This is a genomic window from Rubellimicrobium arenae, from assembly GCF_017916275.1.
In the GTDB taxonomy this organism is placed as follows: domain Bacteria; phylum Pseudomonadota; class Alphaproteobacteria; order Rhodobacterales; family Rhodobacteraceae; genus Rubellimicrobium; species Rubellimicrobium arenae.
Genome location: NZ_JAFMST010000012.1, coordinates 56,759 through 75,557, shown reverse-complemented (window position 1 = coordinate 75,557; position 18,799 = coordinate 56,759). Strand labels below are relative to the sequence as shown.

Here is an 18,799-nt window from a genome sequence, read left to right as displayed (position 1 = left end):
TTATACCGCCCTTCTTGCCTGCGATGCTTGTGGTTGCTGCTCTGCTTCGGTTCGTGTTCGCGCCTTGATCGGCAGACGGAGGACGGCGCGAGCCCCCCGGCCTTCTGCATCCTCGAGCGCCAGCGTTCCGCCATGCTCCTCGATGATCTTCTTGACGATGGGAAGGCCCAGGCCGGTGCCCTTCTCCCGGGTCGTGACGTAAGGCTCGAAGAGCCGGGCGCGGTCCTGCGGCAGCCCGATCCCGTTGTCCTCGATGACGATCCGGGCCTCGCGCCCCTCGGCGGCCAGCAGGACGCGGATGGTCGGGACGAACCCCTCCTCGGCGCCCTGCTCCTGGTAGGATTCGATCGCTTCGCCCGCATTCTTGATCAGGTTCGTCAGCGCCTGCGAGATCATGGTCGGATCGACCTCCGCGGGCACCTGCGCGGCGGGCAGGACCGTCTCGAAGCGAACGCCGGGCTGCCCCGCCTCCTGGAGCGTGACGGCGTCGCGCACCAGCGCCGTGAGGTCCGAATCGCGCCGGTCGGGCTCGGGCATCCGGGCGAACTTGGAGAACTCGTCCACGATCCGCCGCAGGTCCTCGGTCTGGCGCACGATCACGTCCGTCATCTGGTCGAGATCCGCCGCCGCGTCGTCCTCCAGGTGCCGCCGGAACTTGCGCTTGATCCGCTCGGCCGACAGCCGGATCGGCGTCAGCGGGTTCTTGATCTCGTGCGCGATCCGCCGGGCGACGTCGCCCCAGGCCGCCATGCGCTGCGCGGAGACGAGGTCGGTCACGTCGTCGAAGGCCACCACATAGCCCTCGAGCGCGCCATCGTCGGCGCGGCGCGGACTCATCCGCACCAGCAGCATCTCCTGCTTGCCCCCGCGCACGAGCGCGACCTGCTCCTGCACCATCTCGCGCCCTTCGACGGAAAGGGTCTCGAACAGCGGCGCGAATTCCGGCACGGCGACGCCCAGCACGGTCTCCGCCTCGACGCCCGCCACATCGAGCAGCCGCAGCGCCGACCGGTTGGCGAAGGCCACCCGCCCCGCCGGATCGAGCCCCACGACTCCCGAGGTCACCGAGGACAGCACCGAATCAAAGAGCCGCCGCCGCCGCTCGATCTGCTCGGTCGTGTAGAGGAGCCGTTCGCGCTGCGCCTTCAGGCGGCTGGTCATCTGGTTGAAATGGCGGCCGAGCGCGGCGATCTCGTCGTCGCCGTCCTCCTCGATGACGCGCACGTCGAGGTCACCGGCCCCCACCCGCTCGGACGCGCCCAGGAGCCGGCCGATGGGCTTGGACAGCCCTTCGGCGAACCAGAGCCCCAGCCACACGGCGGCCAGGATCAGGATCAGCGCAAAGCCCAGGTAAAGGAGGCCGAACTCGAACAGCAGCCGACCCTTGTCCGCGTCCAGCTGGCGGTAAAGGTCCACCGTTTCCTGCGTCTCGTCCAGCAGGGACAGGATCTCGCCGTCGACGTGCCGGGTCACGTAAAGATAGCGGTCGAGGAACTGCGGCATCGGGATCAGGGCGCGGAACTCGTCGTTGTTCCAGTCCTCGATGATCCGGATGCCCTGCGCCCCGGCCTCCCGGAAGTCGTCGGCCGTGGGTTGCTCGTAGTCGAACTCGTAGCTGCGCGCCCCCCGGGCGCGGATCTTCCCCCCGCCGTCGATGACGAAGGCCTCGGTCAGCCCGAGCTCGATCTGCGCCTGCATCCGGCCCAGGGCCTGGCGGAGGTCCCCGTCCGACAGCGCGACATTGCCCCGCTTCTGCGCTTCCAGGTAGTCGGCAAGGCTGCGCCCGTCCCGCTCCAGCTCCTGCCGATGCTCGTCCTTGTAGGCCAGCGCCGCCTCGAGCGACGAGGACACCACCTCGCGGACGCGGTTCGAGAACCAGCCTTCCAGCCCGACATTGATGGTCAGCACCGAGAAGACCGCGACCAGAACGGTCGGGATCAGCGCCAGCAGCCCGAAGACACCCACCAGCCGGAGATGGAGCCGGCTGCCCGCCGACCGGGCGCGGCGCGCGGCGACCATGCGGCCGACCTCGCGGAAGACCAGGGTCGCGACCGCGAGCACATAGACGAGGTCCGCCAGCAGCACGAGCCGCAGCGTCGGCGACGAGGCGCCCTGGTCCAGCGGGCCGAGAACGACATAGGTCAGCCCGGTCAGGACAGGTCCCAGCACCACGAGGCCCAGCGTACCCGCGTTGCGCACGCGACGCTGGCGCACCCAACGGCTGAATCGCGTGAGTTCCTTGCCTGCCAGCCCTCGCCGCACGCTTGCTCGCCTCATGATGGGGGCCCTGCTCGGGGCCCCTGACCGCCCTCGCCGCAGTCGTCCGCTTTGCGCGGACGCCACGGTTCTGTGGCGGTTTTACATCAACTTCCTGCGACGTGTCACGCGAATATCGAGGTCGGTGATCTTCTTGCGAAGCGTGTTCCGGTTGATGCCCAGAAGATCGGCGCAGCGGGCCTGGTTTCCTGCCGTGGCGTCCAGCGCGATCTCGATGAGCGGGATCTCCACCTCGCGCAGGATCCGGTCATACAGGCCGGCGGGTGGAAGGACGCCGCCATGCAGGTCGAAGTAGCGCCGCAGGTGCTTGGCAACCGCGGTCGTGAGCCGCTCGCCACCGTCACCGCCGCGCAACGGTTCCATGGCGGGTTGGTTGCCCAGCACGGACTCGACCTCGCCCTTGGCGATCTCTTCCTCGGCCGCCGTGACCACCAGCCGCCGAATCGCGTTCTCGAGCTGCCGGACGTTGCCGGGCCAGGAATAGCTCCTCACAAGGTCCAGCGCCCCAGGCGACAGGCGGCGCAGCGGCGCGCCCTCCTTTTCGGCCCGCGCCAGGAAATGCTCGGCCAGGAGCGGGATGTCGTCGACCCTCTCGCGCAGGCTCGGCACGGCGATGGTGACGCCCCCCAGGCGGTAGAACAGGTCCTCGCGGAACCGGCCCGCCTCCATGCGCGGCCCGAGGTCCGACCGCGAGGTCGCCATCACCCGTGGCGCGCCGTCGCCCAGCGTGTCCAGCATCCGCACCACCCGGGCCTGCGCGTCCTCGGCCAGGTCGCCCACCTCGTCGAGGAGGATCGACCCGCCCTTGGCGCGCGCCAGCACCTGCGACGGCCCCTCGACGCCCTGAAGGTCGGCGGCGGTCACGGTCACGAAGGGACGCCCGCGACGGTCCGAGAAGTCGTGGATCGCCTTGGCGATGAGCGACTTGCCCGTACCGGATTCCCCAACGATCAGAACGGGAAGCGTGGTGTTCATCACCTTGGCCACGAGCCGGTAGAGCGCCTGCATCGCCGGAGTCCGCCCGACGAGGGGCAAGTCGCCGCCACGCTGCTCGCCCTCCGGGGCGACCTTGGGCAGCACCATCGCCCGCCGCTTGACCTCGAGCGCGCGCGCCGCCCGCTTCATCAGGTCCGGTAGGTCGAAGGGCTTGGGAAGGTAGTCGTAGGCCTCGGCCTCGGCCGCCTGGATCGCCGTCATGATCGTATTCTGCGCCGAGATCACGATCACCGGCAGCCCCGGCCGCGCCGTCCCGATCCGCGGAAGCTGCTCGATGCCGTTGCCGTCCGGCATGATCACGTCCGAGATGACCAGGTCGCCTTTCCCTTCTTCGACCCAGCGCATCAGCGTCACGAGCGAGGAGGTCGCGTGCACCTTGCAGCCGGCGCGCGTCAGCGCCTGCGTGAGCACGGTGCGGATGGTGCGGTCGTCATCGGCGACCAGGACGGTTCCGTCCATTCACGGTTCTCCTTCAAAGGGTTCAAGGGCGTCCTTGGGGGCCATGGGCAACGACACGCGGAAGACCGTGCGCCCCGGAACGGAGTCGACCGAGATCCAGCCGCCGATGTCCCCCAGCAGTTTCGAGACCAGGGCAAGGCCCAGGCCGGTGCCGTTCTCCCGGCCCGAGACGAAGGGCTCGAAGATGTCGGCCGCGATGTCGAGAGGCAGGCCGGGACCGTCGTCCACGATCTCGACCTGAAGGGGCAGCCGGGCCTGCGTGCCATCCTTGCGCCGCAGCCGGAGCGACGGCTCGTAGAAGGTCCTCAGCCGGATCGTCCCCCCCTCCGATCCCGCCTCGCTGGCGTTCTTGATGAGGTTGAGGAACACCTGCGTCAGCTGGTCGGCATCCGCATGGGTGCGCGGCAGCGACGGGTCGTAGTCCTCGACGAACCGCATATGCGCGCCCCAGCCGACCGCGGCGGACTGCCGCGCCCGGTCGAGAACGTCATGCACGTTCACCGCCTTCAGCACCGGCGGCCGCAGGTTGCCGAACTGCTCCACCTGCTCGAGCAGCTTCACGATCCGACGGCTTTCCTCGACGATCAGGTCGGTGAGCTCCAGGTCCGCGCCGTCCAGCCCCATCGACAGGAGCTGCGCCGCCCCGGTGATCCCGGCCAGCGGGTTCTTGATCTCGTGGGCCAGCATCTCGGCCATGCCGATCGCGGACTTGGCCGCCTTCTGCGAGCCCACGTTCTGGGTCATCCGCGATGCGAGGTCCCGGGGGCTGATGAGCATGAGCATCTGCCCCTCGCTGCGCAGGAGCGGGGCGAAGTGGAGGTTGCACTGGACCGGGGGCCTTTCGCCCGACCCGACATCGACGTCGTTCACGAAAAGCGAGGACTTCTGCGTCCTTGCGCGCCGGAATGCCACCTCGAGCGGGGCGTCGATCATGACCTTGTCGAACACGGGCGCCCCGCGCAGCGCCTTGGCGGAAAGGTTCAGGAACAGCTCGGCCGCCGGGTTGAGGTCCAGGATGTGGTCGTCCGGTCCCAGCAGCAGCGCCGGGATGGGAAGCGAGGCCCAGAGCGCGTCATCGCCAACCTCGTCCGTCATGCCGCGCGGGCCTCCCCGTCGCGTTCGACCAGGGCCTCCGGCAGGAGCCGCAGCACGCGCGCCGGGTCCGGGCAGGTCAGCACCAAGGCGCGCAGGTCTCCGGGCGTTCCGGCCGTGTCCATGTACCATCCCAGGTGCTTGCGGGCGACCTTCGCGCCCAGCGCGTTTCCATAGAAGTTGAGCATCGCCTCGTAATGTGTCGCTACCATGTCGGAAAACTCCGGCCCCCTGGGGACGGCGGGCGGCTCGGCGCCGACCAGCGCCGCGGCCACCTGCGCGGGCGCCCAGGGCCGTCCCTGTGCGCCCCGCCCGATCATGACGCCGTCCGCCCCGGACAACCGCAGGGCCTCGCGCGCCGTGGGCAGGTCCACGATGTCGCCGTTGGCGATGACCGGGATGGTGACGGCGTCCTTGATGGCCCGGATCGCGGCCCAGTCGGCCTGGCCCTTGTAGAACTGGCATCGGGTGCGGCCATGGATCGTCACCAGGCGCACCCCGGCCTCCTCGGCGCGGCGGGCCACATGGCTGGCGTTCAGGCTGTCCTCGTCCCAGCCCAGCCGCGTCTTGAGCGTGACCGGCACGCGGACCGCGCCCACGACCGCCTCGATCAGGCGGAGCGCGTGGTTCGGCTCGCGCAGCAGCGCCGAGCCCGACCAGCCGTTCGTCACCTTCTTGGCCGGGCAGCCCATGTTGATGTCGATGAGCCGTGCGCCGTTCGCCTCGACCATGCGGGCGGCCTCGGCCATCCAATGGGGGTCGCGCCCGGCCAACTGCACGGCGGTGTTGGCCTGGCCGAACCCGAGTTCCGCCTTTTCCCGCACGCCAGGCTTGGCCTGCACCATCTCCTGGCTGGCCACCATCTCCGACACCACCCAGCCCACGCCGAAGCTCGCCACGAGCTTCCGGAACGGAAGATCGGTGATGCCGGCCAGCGGCGCCAGCGCCACAGGCGGCGCGAGGGTCGCACCGGACAGGTCGATCGCGCTCAGCTCTGTCATCGCCTCTGCCGTTCGATTGGACATTTGCCTGATTTTCAGGCTCTGGCCCCTCCTACCCGGCCTTGGGCCTCGCCACAACGCGGGCCGGATCCCAAGTCGCTCCGGAATCGCAAACTGCTGAAAATTTGAGCATCCCGCGCCCGGGCGCGAGGGGATTTGCGCCGCGCGGCTGATCCGGCTAGGGACAGGCAGGAGGAATGCGATGCGCGTGGCAGGGATAATCGTGGCGGGCGGACGGGGAACGCGCTTCGGCGGCGCCCCCAAGCAGTGGCGCGACCTGGCGGGTCGCTCCGTGGCCTCCCGTGCCGTCGAGGCGATGTCCCGGGCCGGGCTCGATCCCCTGGTGCTTGTCCACCATCCCGACGACGCGGCCGAGGCGGCGTTGGCCCATCCCGGCGTCCATCTGGTGCCCGGCGGCGCGACGCGTCCCGACAGCGTCCGCGCGGGGCTCGAGGCGCTGGCCGGCGATGCGCCCGACGCGGTCCTGATCCACGACGCCGCGCGGCCCTGCGTGGACGCGGGCCTGATCGATCGGGTGGTGAAGGCGCTGGCCCGGGCGGATGCGGCGGCTCCGGCGCTGCCCGTCACGGACGCGCTCTGGCGCGGTGGCGACGTGGTCGAGGGCACGCAGGCCCGCGACGGGCTCTGGCGGGCGCAGACGCCGCAGGGCTTCCGCTTCGGGCCCATCCTCTCGGCCCACCGGGCGCATCCGGGCGGGGCCGCCGACGACGTGGAGGTGGCCCGCGCCGCCGGCTTGCAGGTCGCCATCGTTCCGGGCGACGAGAACAACCTCAAGATCACGCATCCGGGCGACCTCGCGCGCGCCGCCCGTATCCTGGAGTCGCGAATGGATGTGAGAACGGGCAACGGCTTCGATGTCCACGCCTTCGGGCCGGGGGATCACGTGACGCTCTGCGGCGTCCGGATCCCCCACGCCCATGGGGTCGTTGCCCATTCGGACGGCGACGTGGGGCTGCACGCCTTGACGGACGCGGTGCTGGGCGCTCTGGCGCTGGGGGACATCGGCCAGCATTTCCCGCCGTCCGATCCCCAGTGGCGCGGCGCGGACAGCACCATGTTCCTCCGCCATGCCGCGACACTGGCCCGCGAGGCCGGGTTCCGGATCAACCACGCCGACGTCACCCTGATCTGCGAAGCGCCCAAGGTGGGGCCGCATGTGCCGGCCATGAAGGCCGCGATCGGCGGGGCGCTCGACCTTCCGCCCGACCGCGTCAGCATCAAGGCCACCACCTCCGAGCGGCTCGGGTTCACCGGCCGGCGCGAAGGCATCGCCGCCATCGCCACCGCCACGCTGGTCTCGCCATGAACCGCCTCATCGCCAGCGTCGGAGGGGTGGGCTATCTCCGGCCGGCTCCGGGCACCTGGGGCTCGCTGGCCGCGCTCGTGCTGGCTTACCTGCTCCTCAAGATCGGGGGCGTCACGCTCTTTGTCCTGGCCTTCGTGGCCGTGGTCGCGCTGGCCTTCTGGTCCATCGGCAGCCTCGTGGCCCGGCTGGGCGAACCGGGGCCGCACGACCCCGCCTGGGTGGTCATCGACGAAGTCGCGGGCCAATGGATCCCGCTCATGCCGGTGGCCTTCGGCGCGGCATCGAACGGCGTTGCCATCGAGCGTCTCTGGCCCGGCTGGGTCGCGGCCTTTCTGCTCTTCCGCCTGTTCGACGTCTGGAAGCCCTCGGTCATCGGCTGGGCGGACCGCAGGGGTGGCGCATCCGGCGTGATCCTGGACGATCTCCTGGCCGGTGTCTTCGCCGCGGTCGGGGTCATGATCCTCGCCGGGCTTTACCATGGGCTGCTGATGCGATGACAGCCGACGCCCTCCTCGCCGCCGCGCGCGCCCGCAACCTGCGCCTCGCCGTCGCCGAAAGCTGCACAGGCGGCCTTCTCGCCGGGGCGATCACGACGCCCGCCGGGGCCTCGACCGTCTTCGACCGGGGCTTCGTGACCTATTCGAACGAAGCCAAGCAGGAGCTGCTCGGCGTCCGGGCCGACACGCTCGCGCAGCATGGCGCGGTGTCCGAGGAGGTCGCCGCCGAGATGGCCCAGGGCGCCCTCGCCCGCTCATCCGCCGACATCGCCCTGTCGATCACCGGGGTCGCCGGGCCGGGCGCCTCCGGCCGCAAGCCCGAGGGCCGGGTCTGCTTCGGGATCGCCACGCGGGATGGCGCCTGGACCGAGACGGTGGAGTTCGGGGCACGGGGCCGGGACGCCGTTCGCGCCGCGTCCGTCGACCACGCGCTCGGGCTGCTGCGTCAGGCGGTGGACCGGGCGCCGTAAAGCTGCTGCGCCCGCTTCTCGAAGGCGCGGACCACCTGCTGCATCGCCTGCTGGAAGAACATCCCGGCCGCGCCCTGCAGGATGCGGTTGCGGAACTCGAAATCCGTGGCAAAAGCCACCTCGGTCCCGCCCGGCACGTCCCGGAACCGCCACACGCTCTCCATCTTGCGGAACGGCCCCTCGATGTATTCGGTCTCGATCCGCTTGGCCTCGGGGAAGAGCCGCACGCGGCTCCCGAAGCTTTCCCGGAACAGCTTGAACGAGATGATGAGGTCGGCGAGCATCTCCTCATGATCGCCACGATCCTCCACGGACCGGATCCGGGCGCCCGCCGTCCAGGGCAGGAATTCCGGGTATCGCGCCACATCCGCGACGAGGTCATACATCTGCTGCGCCGTGTAGGGCAGGACGCGGGTCTCGGAATGGCTGGTCACAAGGCGTCATCCTTCTGTTAAGGCCGTCATGTCGGCCATCGACGCCGCGGGATCAAGGGGCTGAGGCAAGACTCCGTGCTGCAAGGCCCCGGGACGCCTGCGCCGAACGCCCGTCGAAATCTCCCCTTGAGTTCGGGCCGCCCCGGCGCGAGGAGGAGCCCGCCACATCGCAGCCCGGGAACGCCATGCCCCAACGCCCCTACATGATCGACCAGCTCATCTCGGCCAAGGCGATCGCCGCGCGGATCGAATCCCTCGCCCGCGAGATCGGGGACGAGTTCCGCGACACCGACAAGCTCGTGGTGGTCGGGCTGCTGCGGGGGTCGTTCGTCTTCATCGCCGACCTCGTGCGCGAGCTCGATCTGCCCGTCGAGGTCGACTTCCTCGAGGCGTCCTCCTACGGCGACGCGATGGAGTCCTCGCGCGAGGTGCGGATCCTCAAGGACCTGCGCGCCGCCATCGAGGGGCGGGACGTCCTCGTGGTCGAGGATATCGTCGACACGGGCCACACGCTCAGCCATGTGACGCGCTACCTCATGACCCGCAAGCCCGCGCGCCTCAAGACCATCGCCCTCCTCGACAAACCGTCGCGCCGCGAGGTGGACTTCACCGCCGACTGGATCGGATTCTCGATCCCCGACGAATTCGTGGTGGGCTACGGGATCGACTTCGCCCAGCGGAACCGCAACCTGCCCTTCATCGGCAAGGTCCGCTTCACCGAGGACTGACCGCCCCGGCCGGTCCATCCCTTGTTGGATCAAAATGCCCGGTTCCGCGTTATGCGCCCAGCCCCCGTGGGAACGGAGGGCCCAAGCAGAGGAATGGGAGCCATGGGTATCGGCGCTATCATCGGCTGGTTGATCGTCGGCGCGATTGCGGGCTGGATCGCAGAGAAGATCATGGGCCGCAACGACAGCCTCGTGATGAACATCGTGATCGGCATCGTCGGCGCGATCATCGGCGGCTGGATCTTCAGCGCCCTGTTCGGATCGCCCGGGACGGGCGGCTGGATCGGGAGCATCATCGTTTCGGTGATCGGCGCGGTGATCCTGCTCTGGATCGTCGGCATGGTCCGCCGCCGGGCCTGACCGCCCACTGGGGGGCGCCAGCCCCCCGACCCGGCCCGCATCGCCGGTCCGCTTCCCGGACCAAGGTCCGATGCGCAGGCCATTGTGCGCTTTTTCGGTTGGGCGTCGGGCGGTGACCCTCCTAATCTCCGGTCATCGCAATCACATCGGCCATAGGAGCCCGCCCGATGCATCGCTACATCAAGCTCGCTGCCCTCGTGGGCGTTGCCGCCTTCTCCGCAGGGGCGCTCGCCGCGCAGGAGGAGGACGAAAGCCCGCAGGACATCGCGGTCGAGATCCGGCAGGGCCACATGCTGAACTACGCCGCCAACCTGATGGTGGTGGGCGGCATGGCGCAGGGCCAGCGCGACTACGACGCGGCCGCCGCCCAGGTCGCGGCGGACAACCTGTTCCACCTCGCCTCCATCAACCAGGCCCATTACTGGCCCGAGGGCACCTCGAACGCGGACATGGAGGACTCCAAGGCCCTGCCCGCGATCTGGGAGAACATGGACGACTTCAACGCCAAGCAGGCCAACCTCCTCCAGGCCGTGACCGCCCTCCAGGGGGCGGCGGGCACCGATCTCGCCGCGCTCCAGGGCGCGATGGGCGCGGTGGGCCAGGCCTGCGGAGCCTGCCACCAGAACTACCGCGAATCCGAGGAGCAATAAGGTGCGACGGGCGCTGACCGCGCTGGGGGTGCTCGTCCTCGCGGGGGCGGGCGCGGCCTGGTGGCTGACAGCGCCCGACCCCATCCCCGAGGAGCAGCTCGCCCGGTACCAGGGCGATGCCACCCGCGGGCAGACCCTCTTCGCGGCGGGCGGCTGCGCGTCCTGCCACGTCGCCCCGGACGCGCCCGCGACCGAATCGCCCGTCCTGTCCGGCGGGCAGCGCTTCGTGACCCAGTTCGGGACCTTCGTGGCCCCGAACATCTCGCCCTCCCCGCAGGGGATCGGCGACTGGAGCGATCCGCAGGTGATGAACGCCGTCCTGCGCGGCGTCTCGCCCGAGGGGCAGCACTACTATCCCGCCTTTCCCTGGAACGCCTACAACAAGGCTGATCCGCAGGACGTGGCGGACATCGTCGCCTATATCCGCACGCTTCCCCCCTCGGACACCGAAAGCCAGCCGCACGAGCTGCCCTTCCCGTTCAGCATCCGCCGCGCCGTCGGGGGCTGGAAGCTCCTGTTCATGAACACGGACTGGGTGCTCCAAGGCGACCTCACGCCCGAACAGGAACGCGGCCGCTACCTGGTCGAGGCGCTGGCCCATTGCGGCGAATGCCACACGCCCCGGAACGCCCTGGGCGGCCTTCGCACCGATGCCTGGCTGTCGGGGGCGCCGGACCCGGCCGGCAAGGGCCGCAACCCGAACATCACGCCCGCCGGCCTCGACTGGTCCGAGCAGGAGATCGCCGCCATGCTCCAGTCGGGCTTCACGCCCGACTACGACGTGGTGGGCGGCGAGATGGCCGAAGTGGTGGCCAACACCGCCCAGCTGTCCAACGAGGACCGGCTGGCCATCGCGGCCTACCTCAAGGCGGTCCCGGCGATCGAATCCGCCGCGCCCCCGGCGGGCGAAGGCCAGCCCTGACGCTGGCCCCGGCCCCTGTCAGGCGAGCTTCGCCTCCCGCGCCGCCCGCAGCCGGGCAAAGTCGTCGCCGGCGTGGTAGCTCGACCGTGTGAGAGGACTGGCCGAGACCATCAGGAACCCCTTGCTCCGGGCCACGCGCTCGTAGTCCGCGAACTCCTCGGGCGTGACGAAGCTGTCGACGCGGTGATGCTTGGGGGTCGGCTGGAGGTACTGGCCGATGGTCAGGAAATCCACGTCCGCCGCCCGCATGTCGTCCATCACCTGATGGACCGCCTGCCGGTCCTCGCCCAGGCCCACCATGATCCCCGACTTGGTGAAGGCGCCGGGCCAGAGCTCCTTGGTGCGCTGGAGCAGCCGCAGCGAATGGAAGTAACGCGCCCCGGGCCGCACCTCGGGATAAAGGCCCGGCACCGTCTCGAGGTTGTGGTTGAACACGTCCGGCCGGGCCGCGACCACGACCTCCAGCGCCTCGGGCCCGCAGCGCAGGAAGTCGGGCACCAGCACCTCGATGGTGGTGGCGGGCGAACGCCGCCGGATCGCCCGGATCGTCATGGCGAAATGCTCCGCCCCGCCATCGGCAAGATCGTCCCGGTCCACCGAGGTCACGACCACATGGCTCAGGCCCAGCTTCTGGACGGCATCCGCCACCCGCCCCGGCTCGAAGGCGTCGAGAGCGTCGGGCCGGCCCGTGGCGACGTTGCAGAAGGTGCAGCCGCGCGTGCAGATCTCGCCCATGATCATCATGGTGGCGTGACCCTGGCTCCAGCACTCGCCCACGTTGGGACAGCCGGCCTCCTCGCAGACGGTGGTCAGGCGATGCTCCCGCATGATCTTGGCGGTCTGGCGGTAGCCGTCCGAGGTCGGCGCCTTGACGCGGATCCACGAGGGCTTGCGCGGCTGCGCCTGGTCGGGCCGGTGGGCCTTTTCCGGATGGCGTTCGCCGGGAATCTTAAGGTCGCGCATGCTGCCCCTTTCCGTAGCGTCACTCGCTCCCATCTAACATAAGCGGGCAGACCCGAGGATACCAGCGGACAGGGCTGCCCGGGTGTCGTTTACGGAGGGTCTGATGAGCAAGCTCAGCAAGAAGCTACTCGCCGAGGGTCTCGGCACGTTCATCCTTGTCTTCTTCGGCTGCGGGTCGGCCGTGTTCATGGGCGACCAGATCGGGATGCTTGGCATCTCGCTGGCGTTCGGGCTGTCGATCGTGGCCGTCGCCTATTCCCTTGGGGCGATCTCGGGGGCGCATCTCAATCCGGCGGTATCGCTGGGCATGGTGGCGGCCGGGCGGATGCCGATGCACGAAGCCTGGGGCTACATCGGCGCGCAGGTCGCGGGCGCGGTCGTCGCGTCCGCCGTGCTTTGGGTCATCGCGTCCGGGCAGCCGGAGTATTCCATCGCGGCCGACGGGCTCGGGCAGAACGGCTACGGCGCGGACTACCTCGGCGGCTATTCGGTCGGTGCGGCCTTCGTCTTCGAGACGGTGGCGACGTTCCTGTTCGTGACGGTGATCCTGGGGGCGACTCAGGCCGCCTCGCCCGGGGCGCTGGCGGGCCTCGCCATCGGGCTCACGCTCGCGGCGATCCACATGGTCGGCATCAACATCACCGGCGTGTCCGTCAACCCGGCGCGGTCGCTCGGCCCGGCGCTCTTCGTGGGCGGGACTGCCCTGGCCGAGCTCTGGCTCTTCGTCGTCGCGCCGGTCCTGGGGGGCCTCGCCGCCGGAGCGCTGTTCGCGGCGGGGTGGACCTCGGCCGACGAACGGCCCGCCGACATGGTCAAGGCGCAGCCCGACATCGCCTGACCGTCGCGCGCGGCGGATCCGTTTGGCCCGCCGCGCCGATCGTCGCAGGCCCGAATGCGCGATTGACCGACACGTGGCGGTCACGTCATGTCGCGCCGTCACAAAGGTCCTGTCATGTCCCTTACCCAACTCGCTCTTGCCATCTGCGCGCTGCTCGTGACGCCCGGACCCACCAACACCCTGCTTGCCATCGCGGGGGCGGAGCGGGGCTGGCTGCGCGCGATCCGCCTGATCCCGGCCGAGCTGGGCGGCTATCTGGCGACTACCGTGCCGCTCGCGCTGCTGGGGGCCGCCCTGCTCGAGGAGCTGCCCCAGGCCAGGACGGCCATCACGCTCGTGGCGGCGGCCTGGGTCGCCTGGCTCGCGCTCGCGATGTGGCGGGTCCCGGCAGGCCGGAGCGGCCGCCTCACCGTCACGGGGCGGCGCGTCCTCGTGACCACGCTCCTGAACCCCAAGGCCCTGATCTTCGGGCTCGTCCTCCTGCCGGCCGAGACGGGGGACGATCTTCTGCGCAACTTCGGGCTCTTCGCCGCCGAGGTGGTGACCGTGGCGATGCTCTGGGCCGCGCTGGGCGCGGTTCTCCGTCGCGGCGACCGGGCCGAACCGGGGATGCCGCCGGGCTGGCGCCGCGCGGCATCCGTCTGGCTGGGGGGGCTGGCCGTGTATCTTGTCGGCCGGGTCGTGGGCCTCGCCTGAGCGGTCAGCCGATCAGGGCCTCCTCGGCCCGGTAATGCTGCGCCAGCCGCTCCAGCGCGATGCGGAGCACCACCTTTCCCGATCGCGCGGACCAGCCCAGCCGCCGCTCGACCTGTTCCAGCCCCTCGAGGAGGCAGCAGCACCGCAGCGCCACGTCGGCCAGCCCCGGCCCCAGGTCCGCCAGGGCGCGCTCGATCCGAGCCCGCGCGGCGCGCGGCCCCGACGGCAGCGGATCGCGGCTCAATTGGTCCAGCCGCGGCAGCCGGTCCAGAAGCGCCTCCCAGTCCGGCCCGGGCCCGCGCAGGTCCTGCGCGATCTCGAAGTCCTCGCGCAGCCGCTCTCCGGCGACCACCATTTCCCGCGGCAGGAAGGGGCGGCCCTCCATGTCGCGCCGGCGGGCCAGCGCCGCCAGCGGGCTTTCCGCCAGCGATGAGCGCATGTGCCGCAGCCGGGCCTCGTCCGGCGTTTCGACCGGCTGCGGGCCCAGGAACGACGCAGGCGCCTCGGCCATTCCGCCCGGACGCGCGGGCTCAAGCCCCCGGCGCAGCATGGTGCGCCCGCCGGTGGTGATCCGGTAGCGGCGGATGCGGGCCTCGGGGGACTGGCAGGTGATCCAGTCGCGCAGCGCCATGGCCTCGGCCAGCCTCCGGTCCACGACGGCAAGGCGCGTGGGCTCGCCGTCGCGCTCCTCGCGCACGATCACGCCCTTTTCCATGTCCCGCGCCACGGCGAGAACGGCGCCCGCTTCGGCCAGGCGGCGCAGCACCGGCACGGCCTCCTGGGCCAGCGACTCCGGGTTCGCCTCGCCGGCGTCCCGCGCCTCGCCCGCCCGGGTGAGCTGGCGCAGCGCCGAATCGACCAGCGGGTCATCCCGCGACGCTTCGACCCGGCGCACCCGCCGCAGAATGGTCGAAGGATGCACCTGCGCCTCGCGCGCCAGGGCGCGGATCGTCTGGCCGCCCTCCGTATGCGCGATGTAGTTGCGCGCGGCCACCGGCACCCAGCCCGGGACCTCGCCCGCGCGGTCCGAGCCAAGACGTTCCTGCCCGTTCTGGGCCATGCAGTTGGACATGTTCATTCGCTTCTCCTGCCAAGCGCCGCGGCCGTTCTGGCCGGCGTCCCCGATCGGCGCACCCGACGCCGACGCGATGCGCACCGGCCTGGAAGGAGAGTGGTTGCTAATTCCTAAACATCTCTGACCCCCGCGAACGCTCCGGTCACGGTTCACGCAACACCTCCGGTGCCTGTGCCAAAGTCTTGGCCGCAAAGGCTCGCTAAGGAGAGGGTAACGCCATGCTGGATGTTCTTGGGATGATCGCCGTGCGGGAACGGCCGGGGCTGCTGGTGCAGGCGGCGCGCCTGGGGGTGGGCGGCTACGACCGGGTCCGCGACCTGCCGCGCCTGCTGGGCACGGCCAAGGCGCCCCGCTCGGGCGAGGCGATCCTGCATCTGCTTGAAAGGGAAGACGATCTGGAGCGCCGGCGCGCGGCGGGCGACGTGGCCTACCGGCCCTCGCGCCACGTCGCGGTGCTCACGGCCCTCCTCGGCGAGGCGCGGGCGCTTCGGGCCGCGCTGCCCCGTCCGGCGCTGGTGGCGGCATGACGCCGTCGGCCGCCACGCGCGGGGCCTACTGGCGGGGCGACCCGGACGACCCGATGAACTCGCCCGACCGGCGCGTCCGGGACGCCCATCGCGCGCTCGTCTGGCCCTCCGCGCGCCTCAGGGGCGCGCGGCTGGACATCCGGTGGCGGCGCGCGCTCTCAGAGGAACGCGTCCGGGACCTCGGCCTTCTTGCGGGCAACGTAGTCGTCGAGCGATTCGCGGATCGCCGGATCGAGGTCGGGCTGCCGGTAGGTCTCGAGCAGCCGCTTGACGCGGATCGAGGCCAGGGCCTGGGTGTCGCGGCCCCCTTCCTCTTCCCAGGTCTCGAACGGCTTGTAGTCGAGCAGGTCCGACCGCCAGAACGAGTTCTTGAAGTTGGCCTGGGTGTGGCCGCATCCCAGGTAGTGGCCGCCGGGGCCGACCTCGCGGATGGCGTCCATGGCCTGCCCGTTCTCGCTCAGGTCCACGCCGCGGGCGAAGTGGTGCAGCGCGCCAAGCTGGTCGGCGTCCATGACGAACTTCTCGTAGGAGGAGACGAGGCCCCCTTCCAGCCAGCCGCAGGCGTGCAGCATGAAGTTGACGCCCGACAGCAGCCCCATGTTGAGGCTGTTCGCGCTCTCGTAGGCGGCCTGGGCGTCGGGCAGCTTGGAGCCGCAGAAGGCCCCGGCGCTCCGGTAGGGCAGCCCCAGCCGGCGGACGAGCTGGCCCGCGCCGTAGGTGATGTGGCTGGCCTCGGGCGTCCCGAAGGTCGGCGCGCCCGAGTTCATGTCGATCGAGGTCACGAAGGCGCCGGCGATGACCGGCGCGCCCTTGCGGACGAGCTGGCTGTAGCTGACGCCCGCCAGGATCTCGGCCAGGACCTGGGTCAGCGTTCCGCCGACGCTGACGGGCGCCATGGCGCCGCCCACGATGAACGGCGACACGATCGCGGCCTGGTTGTTGCGGGCATAAACCTCGAGGGCGCCCATCATGATGCCGTCGAAGGTCAGCGGCGAGTTGATGTTGATGAGCGAGGTCATCACCGTGTTCTGCTGGACGAAGTCCGCGCCGAACAGCAGCGAGGCCATGTCCACCGAATCCTGCGCCCGCTCCGGCGCCGTGACCGAGCCCATGAACGGCTTGTCCGACAGCGTCATATGCGCGTGCAGCATGTCGAGGTGGCGCTTGTTCACCGCGATGTCGGTGGGCTCGCAGACCGTGCCGCCCGAATGGTGCAGCCATTTGGACATGTAGCCGAGCTTCACGAAGTTGCGGAAGTCCTCGATGGTCGCGTAGCGGCGCCCGCCGTCCGCGTCCCGCACGAAGGGCGGGCCGTAAACCGGCGCCAGCACGAGGTTTTTACCCCCGATCTCGACGTTCCGCTCCGGGTTGCGGGCGTGCTGCGTGAAGGTCCTGGGCGCGGTGGAGCAAAGCTGCCGCGCCAGCCCGCGGGGAATGCGGACCCGCTCGCCCTGGACGTCGGCCCCGGCGTCGCGCCAGCGCTCCAGCGCCTCCGGGTTCTCGACGAAGTTGACCCCGATCTCCTCGAGCACCGTTTCGGCGTTGTGCTCGATGATCTGGAGGGCTTCTTCGTTCAGCACCTCGAAGTTGGGGATGTTCCGTTCGATGAAGCGGGCGGTTTCCACGCTGACGGCGGTCCGTTCGGCCCGGCGTGCCGCGCCGCCCCCGCCCCGCGACCGGCGACCCGTTCCTGCTTCGGCCACGTCCGACATTCTGCGCTCTCCTTCGGCTTTTCCGCCTCATACCGGGGCAACGCCAGCGAACGGAAGGAGGATGCGCCCCTTCGCGCCCAAAAGCGACATGAGCGGCGCTTGCGCGCGCTGCCCCAACGTCCTAAGGCCCGGCGCATGACCCTCGATACCGCCCAGATCGCCGCCCCGCAGCACCAGCGCCTGCTGATCATCGACTTCGGCAGCCAGGTCACCCAGCTGATCGCCCGCCGCCTGCGCGAGCTCAGCGTCTATTGCGAGATCCACCCGTTCAACGTGGTGACCCCGCAGTTCATCCGCGACTTCGCGCCCCAGGCAGTGATCCTGTCGGGCGGTCCCGCCTCGGTCTTCGCCGAGGGCGCACCGCTGCCGCCGCCCGACGTGTTCGATCTGGGCGTGCCGGTGCTGGGCATCTGCTACGGCCAGCAGGCGATGATGCACATGCTGGGGGGCAAGGTCGAATCCGGGCATGGCACCGCCGAGTTCGGCCGCGCCTACGTCACCCCGGCGGACGAGACGCTCGACATCCTCAAGGGCTGGTTCCTCGAGGGACGCGAGGAGGTCTGGATGAGCCACGGCGACCACGTGAGCCGCCTCGCCCCGGGCTTCCGCGTCTACGGCACCTCGCCCAACGCGCCCTTCGCGATCACCGCCGACCCGGATCGCCATTTCTACGCGGTCCAGTTCCACCCCGAGGTGCACCATACCCCGAACGGCCGGACGCTTTACCACAACTTCCTCCGCCTCGCCGGCTTCCGCGGCGACTGGACCATGGCCGGCTACCGCGACGAGGCGATCCGCAAGATCCGGGAACAGGTGGGCGACGCCAAGGTGATCTGCGGCCTGTCGGGCGGCGTGGATTCCTCGGTCGCGGCGGTGCTGATCCACGAGGCGATCGGCGACCAGCTCACCTGCGTCTTCGTGGATCACGGGTTGCTGCGCAAGGGCGAGGCCGAGCAGGTCGTGTCCATGTTCCGCGACCACTACAACATCCCGCTGGTCCATGCGGACGAATCCGACCGGTTCCTGACCGCGCTCGAGGGGCTCGACGACCCGGAGGCCAAGCGCAAGACCATCGGCCGCCTGTTCATCGACGTCTTCCAGGAGCATGCCAAGGCCGTCGGCGGGGCCGAGTACCTGGCGCAGGGCACGCTCTATCCCGACGTGATCGAGTCGGTGAGCTTCTCCGGCGGCCCCTCGGTCACCATCAAGAGTCACCACAACGTGGGCGGCCTGCCCGAGAAGATGGGCCTCAAGCTCGTGGAGCCGCTGCGGGAGCTCTTCAAGGATGAGGTCCGGCAGCTCGGCCGCGAGCTGGGCCTCCCTGAGTCCTTCATCGGTCGGCATCCCTTTCCCGGTCCCGGCCTCGCCATCCGCTGCCCCGGCGCCATCACCCGCGAGAAGCTGGCGATCCTGCGCGAGGCTGATGCGGTCTACATCGACCAGATCCGCAGGCACGGCCTTTACGACGAAATTTGGCAGGCCTTTGCGGCGATCCTGCCGATGCGGACCGTTGGGGTCATGGGCGACGGGCGGACCTACGACTATGCGCTCGCGCTACGCGCCGTCACCTCGGTGGACGGCATGACGGCCGACTACTACCCGTTCACCCACGAGTTCCTGGGCGAGACGGCGACGCGGATCATCAACGAGGTGCGGGGCGTGAACCGCGTCTTCTATGACTGCACGTCCAAGCCGCCGGGGACGATCGAGCTCGAATAGAGCCTCTGGAATCTCCCGCCGCTGCATGCTTCGGTCTCCGGGCCAAGAGGAGGATG

At 70.2% G+C, this 18,799-nt stretch carries 19 protein-coding genes; 11 read left to right on the top strand and 8 right to left on the bottom strand.

Annotation, left to right across the window (positions count from 1 at the left end; genetic code table 11):
• From J3P31_RS17695 to dusB, 4 genes are all read right to left on the bottom strand, one after another.
• Positions 1 to 2,277, bottom strand: coding sequence for a sensor histidine kinase NtrY-like (locus J3P31_RS17695; RefSeq protein ID WP_210529837.1), 2,277 nt, complete (start codon positions 2,275 to 2,277; stop codon positions 1 to 3).
• An 81-nt stretch (positions 2,278 to 2,358) separates the two neighbouring features.
• The gene (locus J3P31_RS17690; RefSeq protein ID WP_210529836.1) at positions 2,359 to 3,732 is read right to left on the bottom strand and encodes a response regulator; all 1,374 of its coding nucleotides are present in this window, start codon (positions 3,730 to 3,732) and stop codon (positions 2,359 to 2,361) included.
• A complete protein-coding gene (locus tag J3P31_RS17685) occupies positions 3,733 to 4,827 on the bottom strand; it encodes a two-component system sensor histidine kinase NtrB (protein WP_210529835.1) in 1,095 nt (364 codons plus the stop codon).
• On the bottom strand, positions 4,824 to 5,825 hold the full coding sequence (gene dusB, locus J3P31_RS17680) for a tRNA dihydrouridine synthase DusB (RefSeq protein WP_210529834.1): 1,002 nt from the start codon (positions 5,823 to 5,825) through the stop codon (positions 4,824 to 4,826). Before dusB ends, J3P31_RS17685 begins: the two co-directional genes overlap by 4 nt.
• 202 nt (positions 5,826 to 6,027) lie before the next feature.
• On the opposite strand from dusB, the gene J3P31_RS17675 reads away from it, so the two are divergent.
• From J3P31_RS17675 to J3P31_RS17665, 3 genes are read left to right on the top strand one after another with little or no spacing between them, the layout of a single operon-like run.
• Positions 6,028 to 7,152, top strand: coding sequence for a bifunctional 2-C-methyl-D-erythritol 4-phosphate cytidylyltransferase/2-C-methyl-D-erythritol 2,4-cyclodiphosphate synthase (locus J3P31_RS17675; RefSeq protein ID WP_210529833.1), 1,125 nt, complete (start codon positions 6,028 to 6,030; stop codon positions 7,150 to 7,152).
• The gene (locus J3P31_RS17670; protein ID WP_210529832.1) at positions 7,149 to 7,649 is read left to right on the top strand and encodes a phosphatidylglycerophosphatase A family protein; all 501 of its coding nucleotides are present in this window, start codon (positions 7,149 to 7,151) and stop codon (positions 7,647 to 7,649) included. The genes J3P31_RS17675 and J3P31_RS17670 overlap by 4 nt, the downstream gene beginning before the upstream one ends.
• Positions 7,646 to 8,119 (top strand): CinA family protein, encoded by a 474-nt coding sequence (locus tag J3P31_RS17665; protein ID WP_210529831.1) that lies wholly within the window; start codon positions 7,646 to 7,648, stop codon positions 8,117 to 8,119. Before J3P31_RS17670 ends, J3P31_RS17665 begins: the two co-directional genes overlap by 4 nt.
• Here J3P31_RS17665 and J3P31_RS17660 read toward each other — a convergent pair.
• Entirely contained in the window at positions 8,095 to 8,553 is a 459-nt protein-coding gene (locus J3P31_RS17660; protein ID WP_210529830.1) for a type II toxin-antitoxin system RatA family toxin, read from the bottom strand. The genes J3P31_RS17665 and J3P31_RS17660 overlap by 25 nt on opposite strands.
• Before the next feature lie 185 nt (positions 8,554 to 8,738).
• Between J3P31_RS17660 and hpt the strand changes: the two genes are divergently transcribed.
• The 4 genes from hpt (at position 8,739) to J3P31_RS17640 (ending at position 11,213) form a co-directional block, all read left to right on the top strand.
• On the top strand, positions 8,739 to 9,281 hold the full coding sequence (gene hpt / locus J3P31_RS17655) for a hypoxanthine phosphoribosyltransferase (RefSeq protein WP_210529829.1): 543 nt from the start codon (positions 8,739 to 8,741) through the stop codon (positions 9,279 to 9,281).
• 102 nt (positions 9,282 to 9,383) lie between these two features.
• Positions 9,384 to 9,641 (top strand): GlsB/YeaQ/YmgE family stress response membrane protein, encoded by a 258-nt coding sequence (locus J3P31_RS17650; protein WP_210529828.1) that lies wholly within the window; start codon positions 9,384 to 9,386, stop codon positions 9,639 to 9,641.
• 167 nt (positions 9,642 to 9,808) lie between these two features.
• On the top strand, positions 9,809 to 10,291 hold the full coding sequence (locus J3P31_RS17645) for a c-type cytochrome (protein WP_210529827.1): 483 nt from the start codon (positions 9,809 to 9,811) through the stop codon (positions 10,289 to 10,291).
• 1 nt (position 10,292) lies between these two features.
• The gene (locus tag J3P31_RS17640; RefSeq protein ID WP_210529826.1) at positions 10,293 to 11,213 is read left to right on the top strand and encodes a c-type cytochrome; all 921 of its coding nucleotides are present in this window, start codon (positions 10,293 to 10,295) and stop codon (positions 11,211 to 11,213) included.
• 18 nt (positions 11,214 to 11,231) lie between these two features.
• Here the strand turns inward: J3P31_RS17640 and lipA are convergent, their stop codons facing one another.
• Positions 11,232 to 12,176 (bottom strand): lipoyl synthase, encoded by a 945-nt coding sequence (lipA, locus tag J3P31_RS17635; RefSeq protein WP_210529825.1) that lies wholly within the window; start codon positions 12,174 to 12,176, stop codon positions 11,232 to 11,234.
• Between the two features lie 103 nt (positions 12,177 to 12,279).
• On the opposite strand from lipA, the gene J3P31_RS17630 reads away from it, so the two are divergent.
• Together J3P31_RS17630 and J3P31_RS17625 are read left to right on the top strand one after the other, a co-directional pair.
• Positions 12,280 to 13,014: an aquaporin gene (locus tag J3P31_RS17630; RefSeq protein ID WP_210529824.1), complete on the top strand. Its 735-nt coding sequence runs from the start codon at positions 12,280 to 12,282 to the stop codon at positions 13,012 to 13,014.
• Between the two features lie 114 nt (positions 13,015 to 13,128).
• Entirely contained in the window at positions 13,129 to 13,710 is a 582-nt protein-coding gene (locus J3P31_RS17625; RefSeq protein WP_210529823.1) for a LysE family transporter, read from the top strand.
• 4 nt (positions 13,711 to 13,714) lie between these two features.
• Here the strand turns inward: J3P31_RS17625 and J3P31_RS17620 are convergent, their stop codons facing one another.
• The gene (locus J3P31_RS17620; protein WP_368373109.1) at positions 13,715 to 14,788 is read right to left on the bottom strand and encodes a DUF6456 domain-containing protein; all 1,074 of its coding nucleotides are present in this window, start codon (positions 14,786 to 14,788) and stop codon (positions 13,715 to 13,717) included.
• A gap of 215 nt (positions 14,789 to 15,003) precedes the next feature.
• Here J3P31_RS17620 and J3P31_RS17615 point away from each other — a divergent pair, with 215 nt between their 5' ends.
• Positions 15,004 to 15,312 carry a DUF6477 family protein gene (locus J3P31_RS17615; protein WP_210529822.1) on the top strand — a complete coding sequence of 103 codons (309 nt, stop codon included), beginning with the start codon at positions 15,004 to 15,006 and terminating at the stop codon, positions 15,310 to 15,312.
• 158 nt (positions 15,313 to 15,470) lie between these two features.
• Here J3P31_RS17615 and J3P31_RS17610 read toward each other — a convergent pair whose 3' ends face one another.
• On the bottom strand, positions 15,471 to 17,024 hold the full coding sequence (locus tag J3P31_RS17610) for a trimethylamine methyltransferase family protein (RefSeq protein ID WP_210529821.1): 1,554 nt from the start codon (positions 17,022 to 17,024) through the stop codon (positions 15,471 to 15,473).
• A gap of 135 nt (positions 17,025 to 17,159) precedes the next feature.
• Between J3P31_RS17610 and guaA the strand changes: the two genes are divergently transcribed.
• The gene (gene guaA / locus J3P31_RS17605; protein ID WP_210529820.1) at positions 17,160 to 18,743 is read left to right on the top strand and encodes a glutamine-hydrolyzing GMP synthase; all 1,584 of its coding nucleotides are present in this window, start codon (positions 17,160 to 17,162) and stop codon (positions 18,741 to 18,743) included.
• The last annotated feature ends 56 nt before the right edge of the window (positions 18,744 to 18,799 follow it).

Bases quoted from the DNA above. Each gene is read 5' to 3' on its own strand.
- J3P31_RS17695 (WP_210529837.1), bottom strand. From the start codon at position 2,277: ATGAGGCGAGCAAGCGTGCGGCGAGGGCTGGCAGGCAAGGAACTCACG.
- J3P31_RS17690 (WP_210529836.1), bottom strand. From the start codon at position 3,732: ATGGACGGAACCGTCCTGGTCGCCGATGACGACCGCACCATCCGCACC.
- J3P31_RS17685 (WP_210529835.1), bottom strand. From the start codon at position 4,827: ATGACGGACGAGGTTGGCGATGACGCGCTCTGGGCCTCGCTTCCCATC.
- dusB (WP_210529834.1), bottom strand. From the start codon at position 5,825: ATGACAGAGCTGAGCGCGATCGACCTGTCCGGTGCGACCCTCGCGCCG.
- J3P31_RS17675 (WP_210529833.1), top strand. From the start codon at position 6,028: ATGCGCGTGGCAGGGATAATCGTGGCGGGCGGACGGGGAACGCGCTTC.
- J3P31_RS17670 (WP_210529832.1), top strand. From the start codon at position 7,149: ATGAACCGCCTCATCGCCAGCGTCGGAGGGGTGGGCTATCTCCGGCCG.
- J3P31_RS17665 (WP_210529831.1), top strand. From the start codon at position 7,646: ATGACAGCCGACGCCCTCCTCGCCGCCGCGCGCGCCCGCAACCTGCGC.
- hpt (WP_210529829.1), top strand. From the start codon at position 8,739: ATGCCCCAACGCCCCTACATGATCGACCAGCTCATCTCGGCCAAGGCG.
- J3P31_RS17650 (WP_210529828.1), top strand. From the start codon at position 9,384: ATGGGTATCGGCGCTATCATCGGCTGGTTGATCGTCGGCGCGATTGCG.
- J3P31_RS17645 (WP_210529827.1), top strand. From the start codon at position 9,809: ATGCATCGCTACATCAAGCTCGCTGCCCTCGTGGGCGTTGCCGCCTTC.
- lipA (WP_210529825.1), bottom strand. From the start codon at position 12,176: ATGCGCGACCTTAAGATTCCCGGCGAACGCCATCCGGAAAAGGCCCAC.
- J3P31_RS17630 (WP_210529824.1), top strand. From the start codon at position 12,280: ATGAGCAAGCTCAGCAAGAAGCTACTCGCCGAGGGTCTCGGCACGTTC.
- J3P31_RS17625 (WP_210529823.1), top strand. From the start codon at position 13,129: ATGTCCCTTACCCAACTCGCTCTTGCCATCTGCGCGCTGCTCGTGACG.
- J3P31_RS17620 (WP_368373109.1), bottom strand. From the start codon at position 14,788: ATGAACATGTCCAACTGCATGGCCCAGAACGGGCAGGAACGTCTTGGC.
- J3P31_RS17615 (WP_210529822.1), top strand. From the start codon at position 15,004: ATGCTGGATGTTCTTGGGATGATCGCCGTGCGGGAACGGCCGGGGCTG.
- J3P31_RS17610 (WP_210529821.1), bottom strand. From the start codon at position 17,024: ATGTCGGACGTGGCCGAAGCAGGAACGGGTCGCCGGTCGCGGGGCGGG.
- guaA (WP_210529820.1), top strand. From the start codon at position 17,160: ATGACCCTCGATACCGCCCAGATCGCCGCCCCGCAGCACCAGCGCCTG.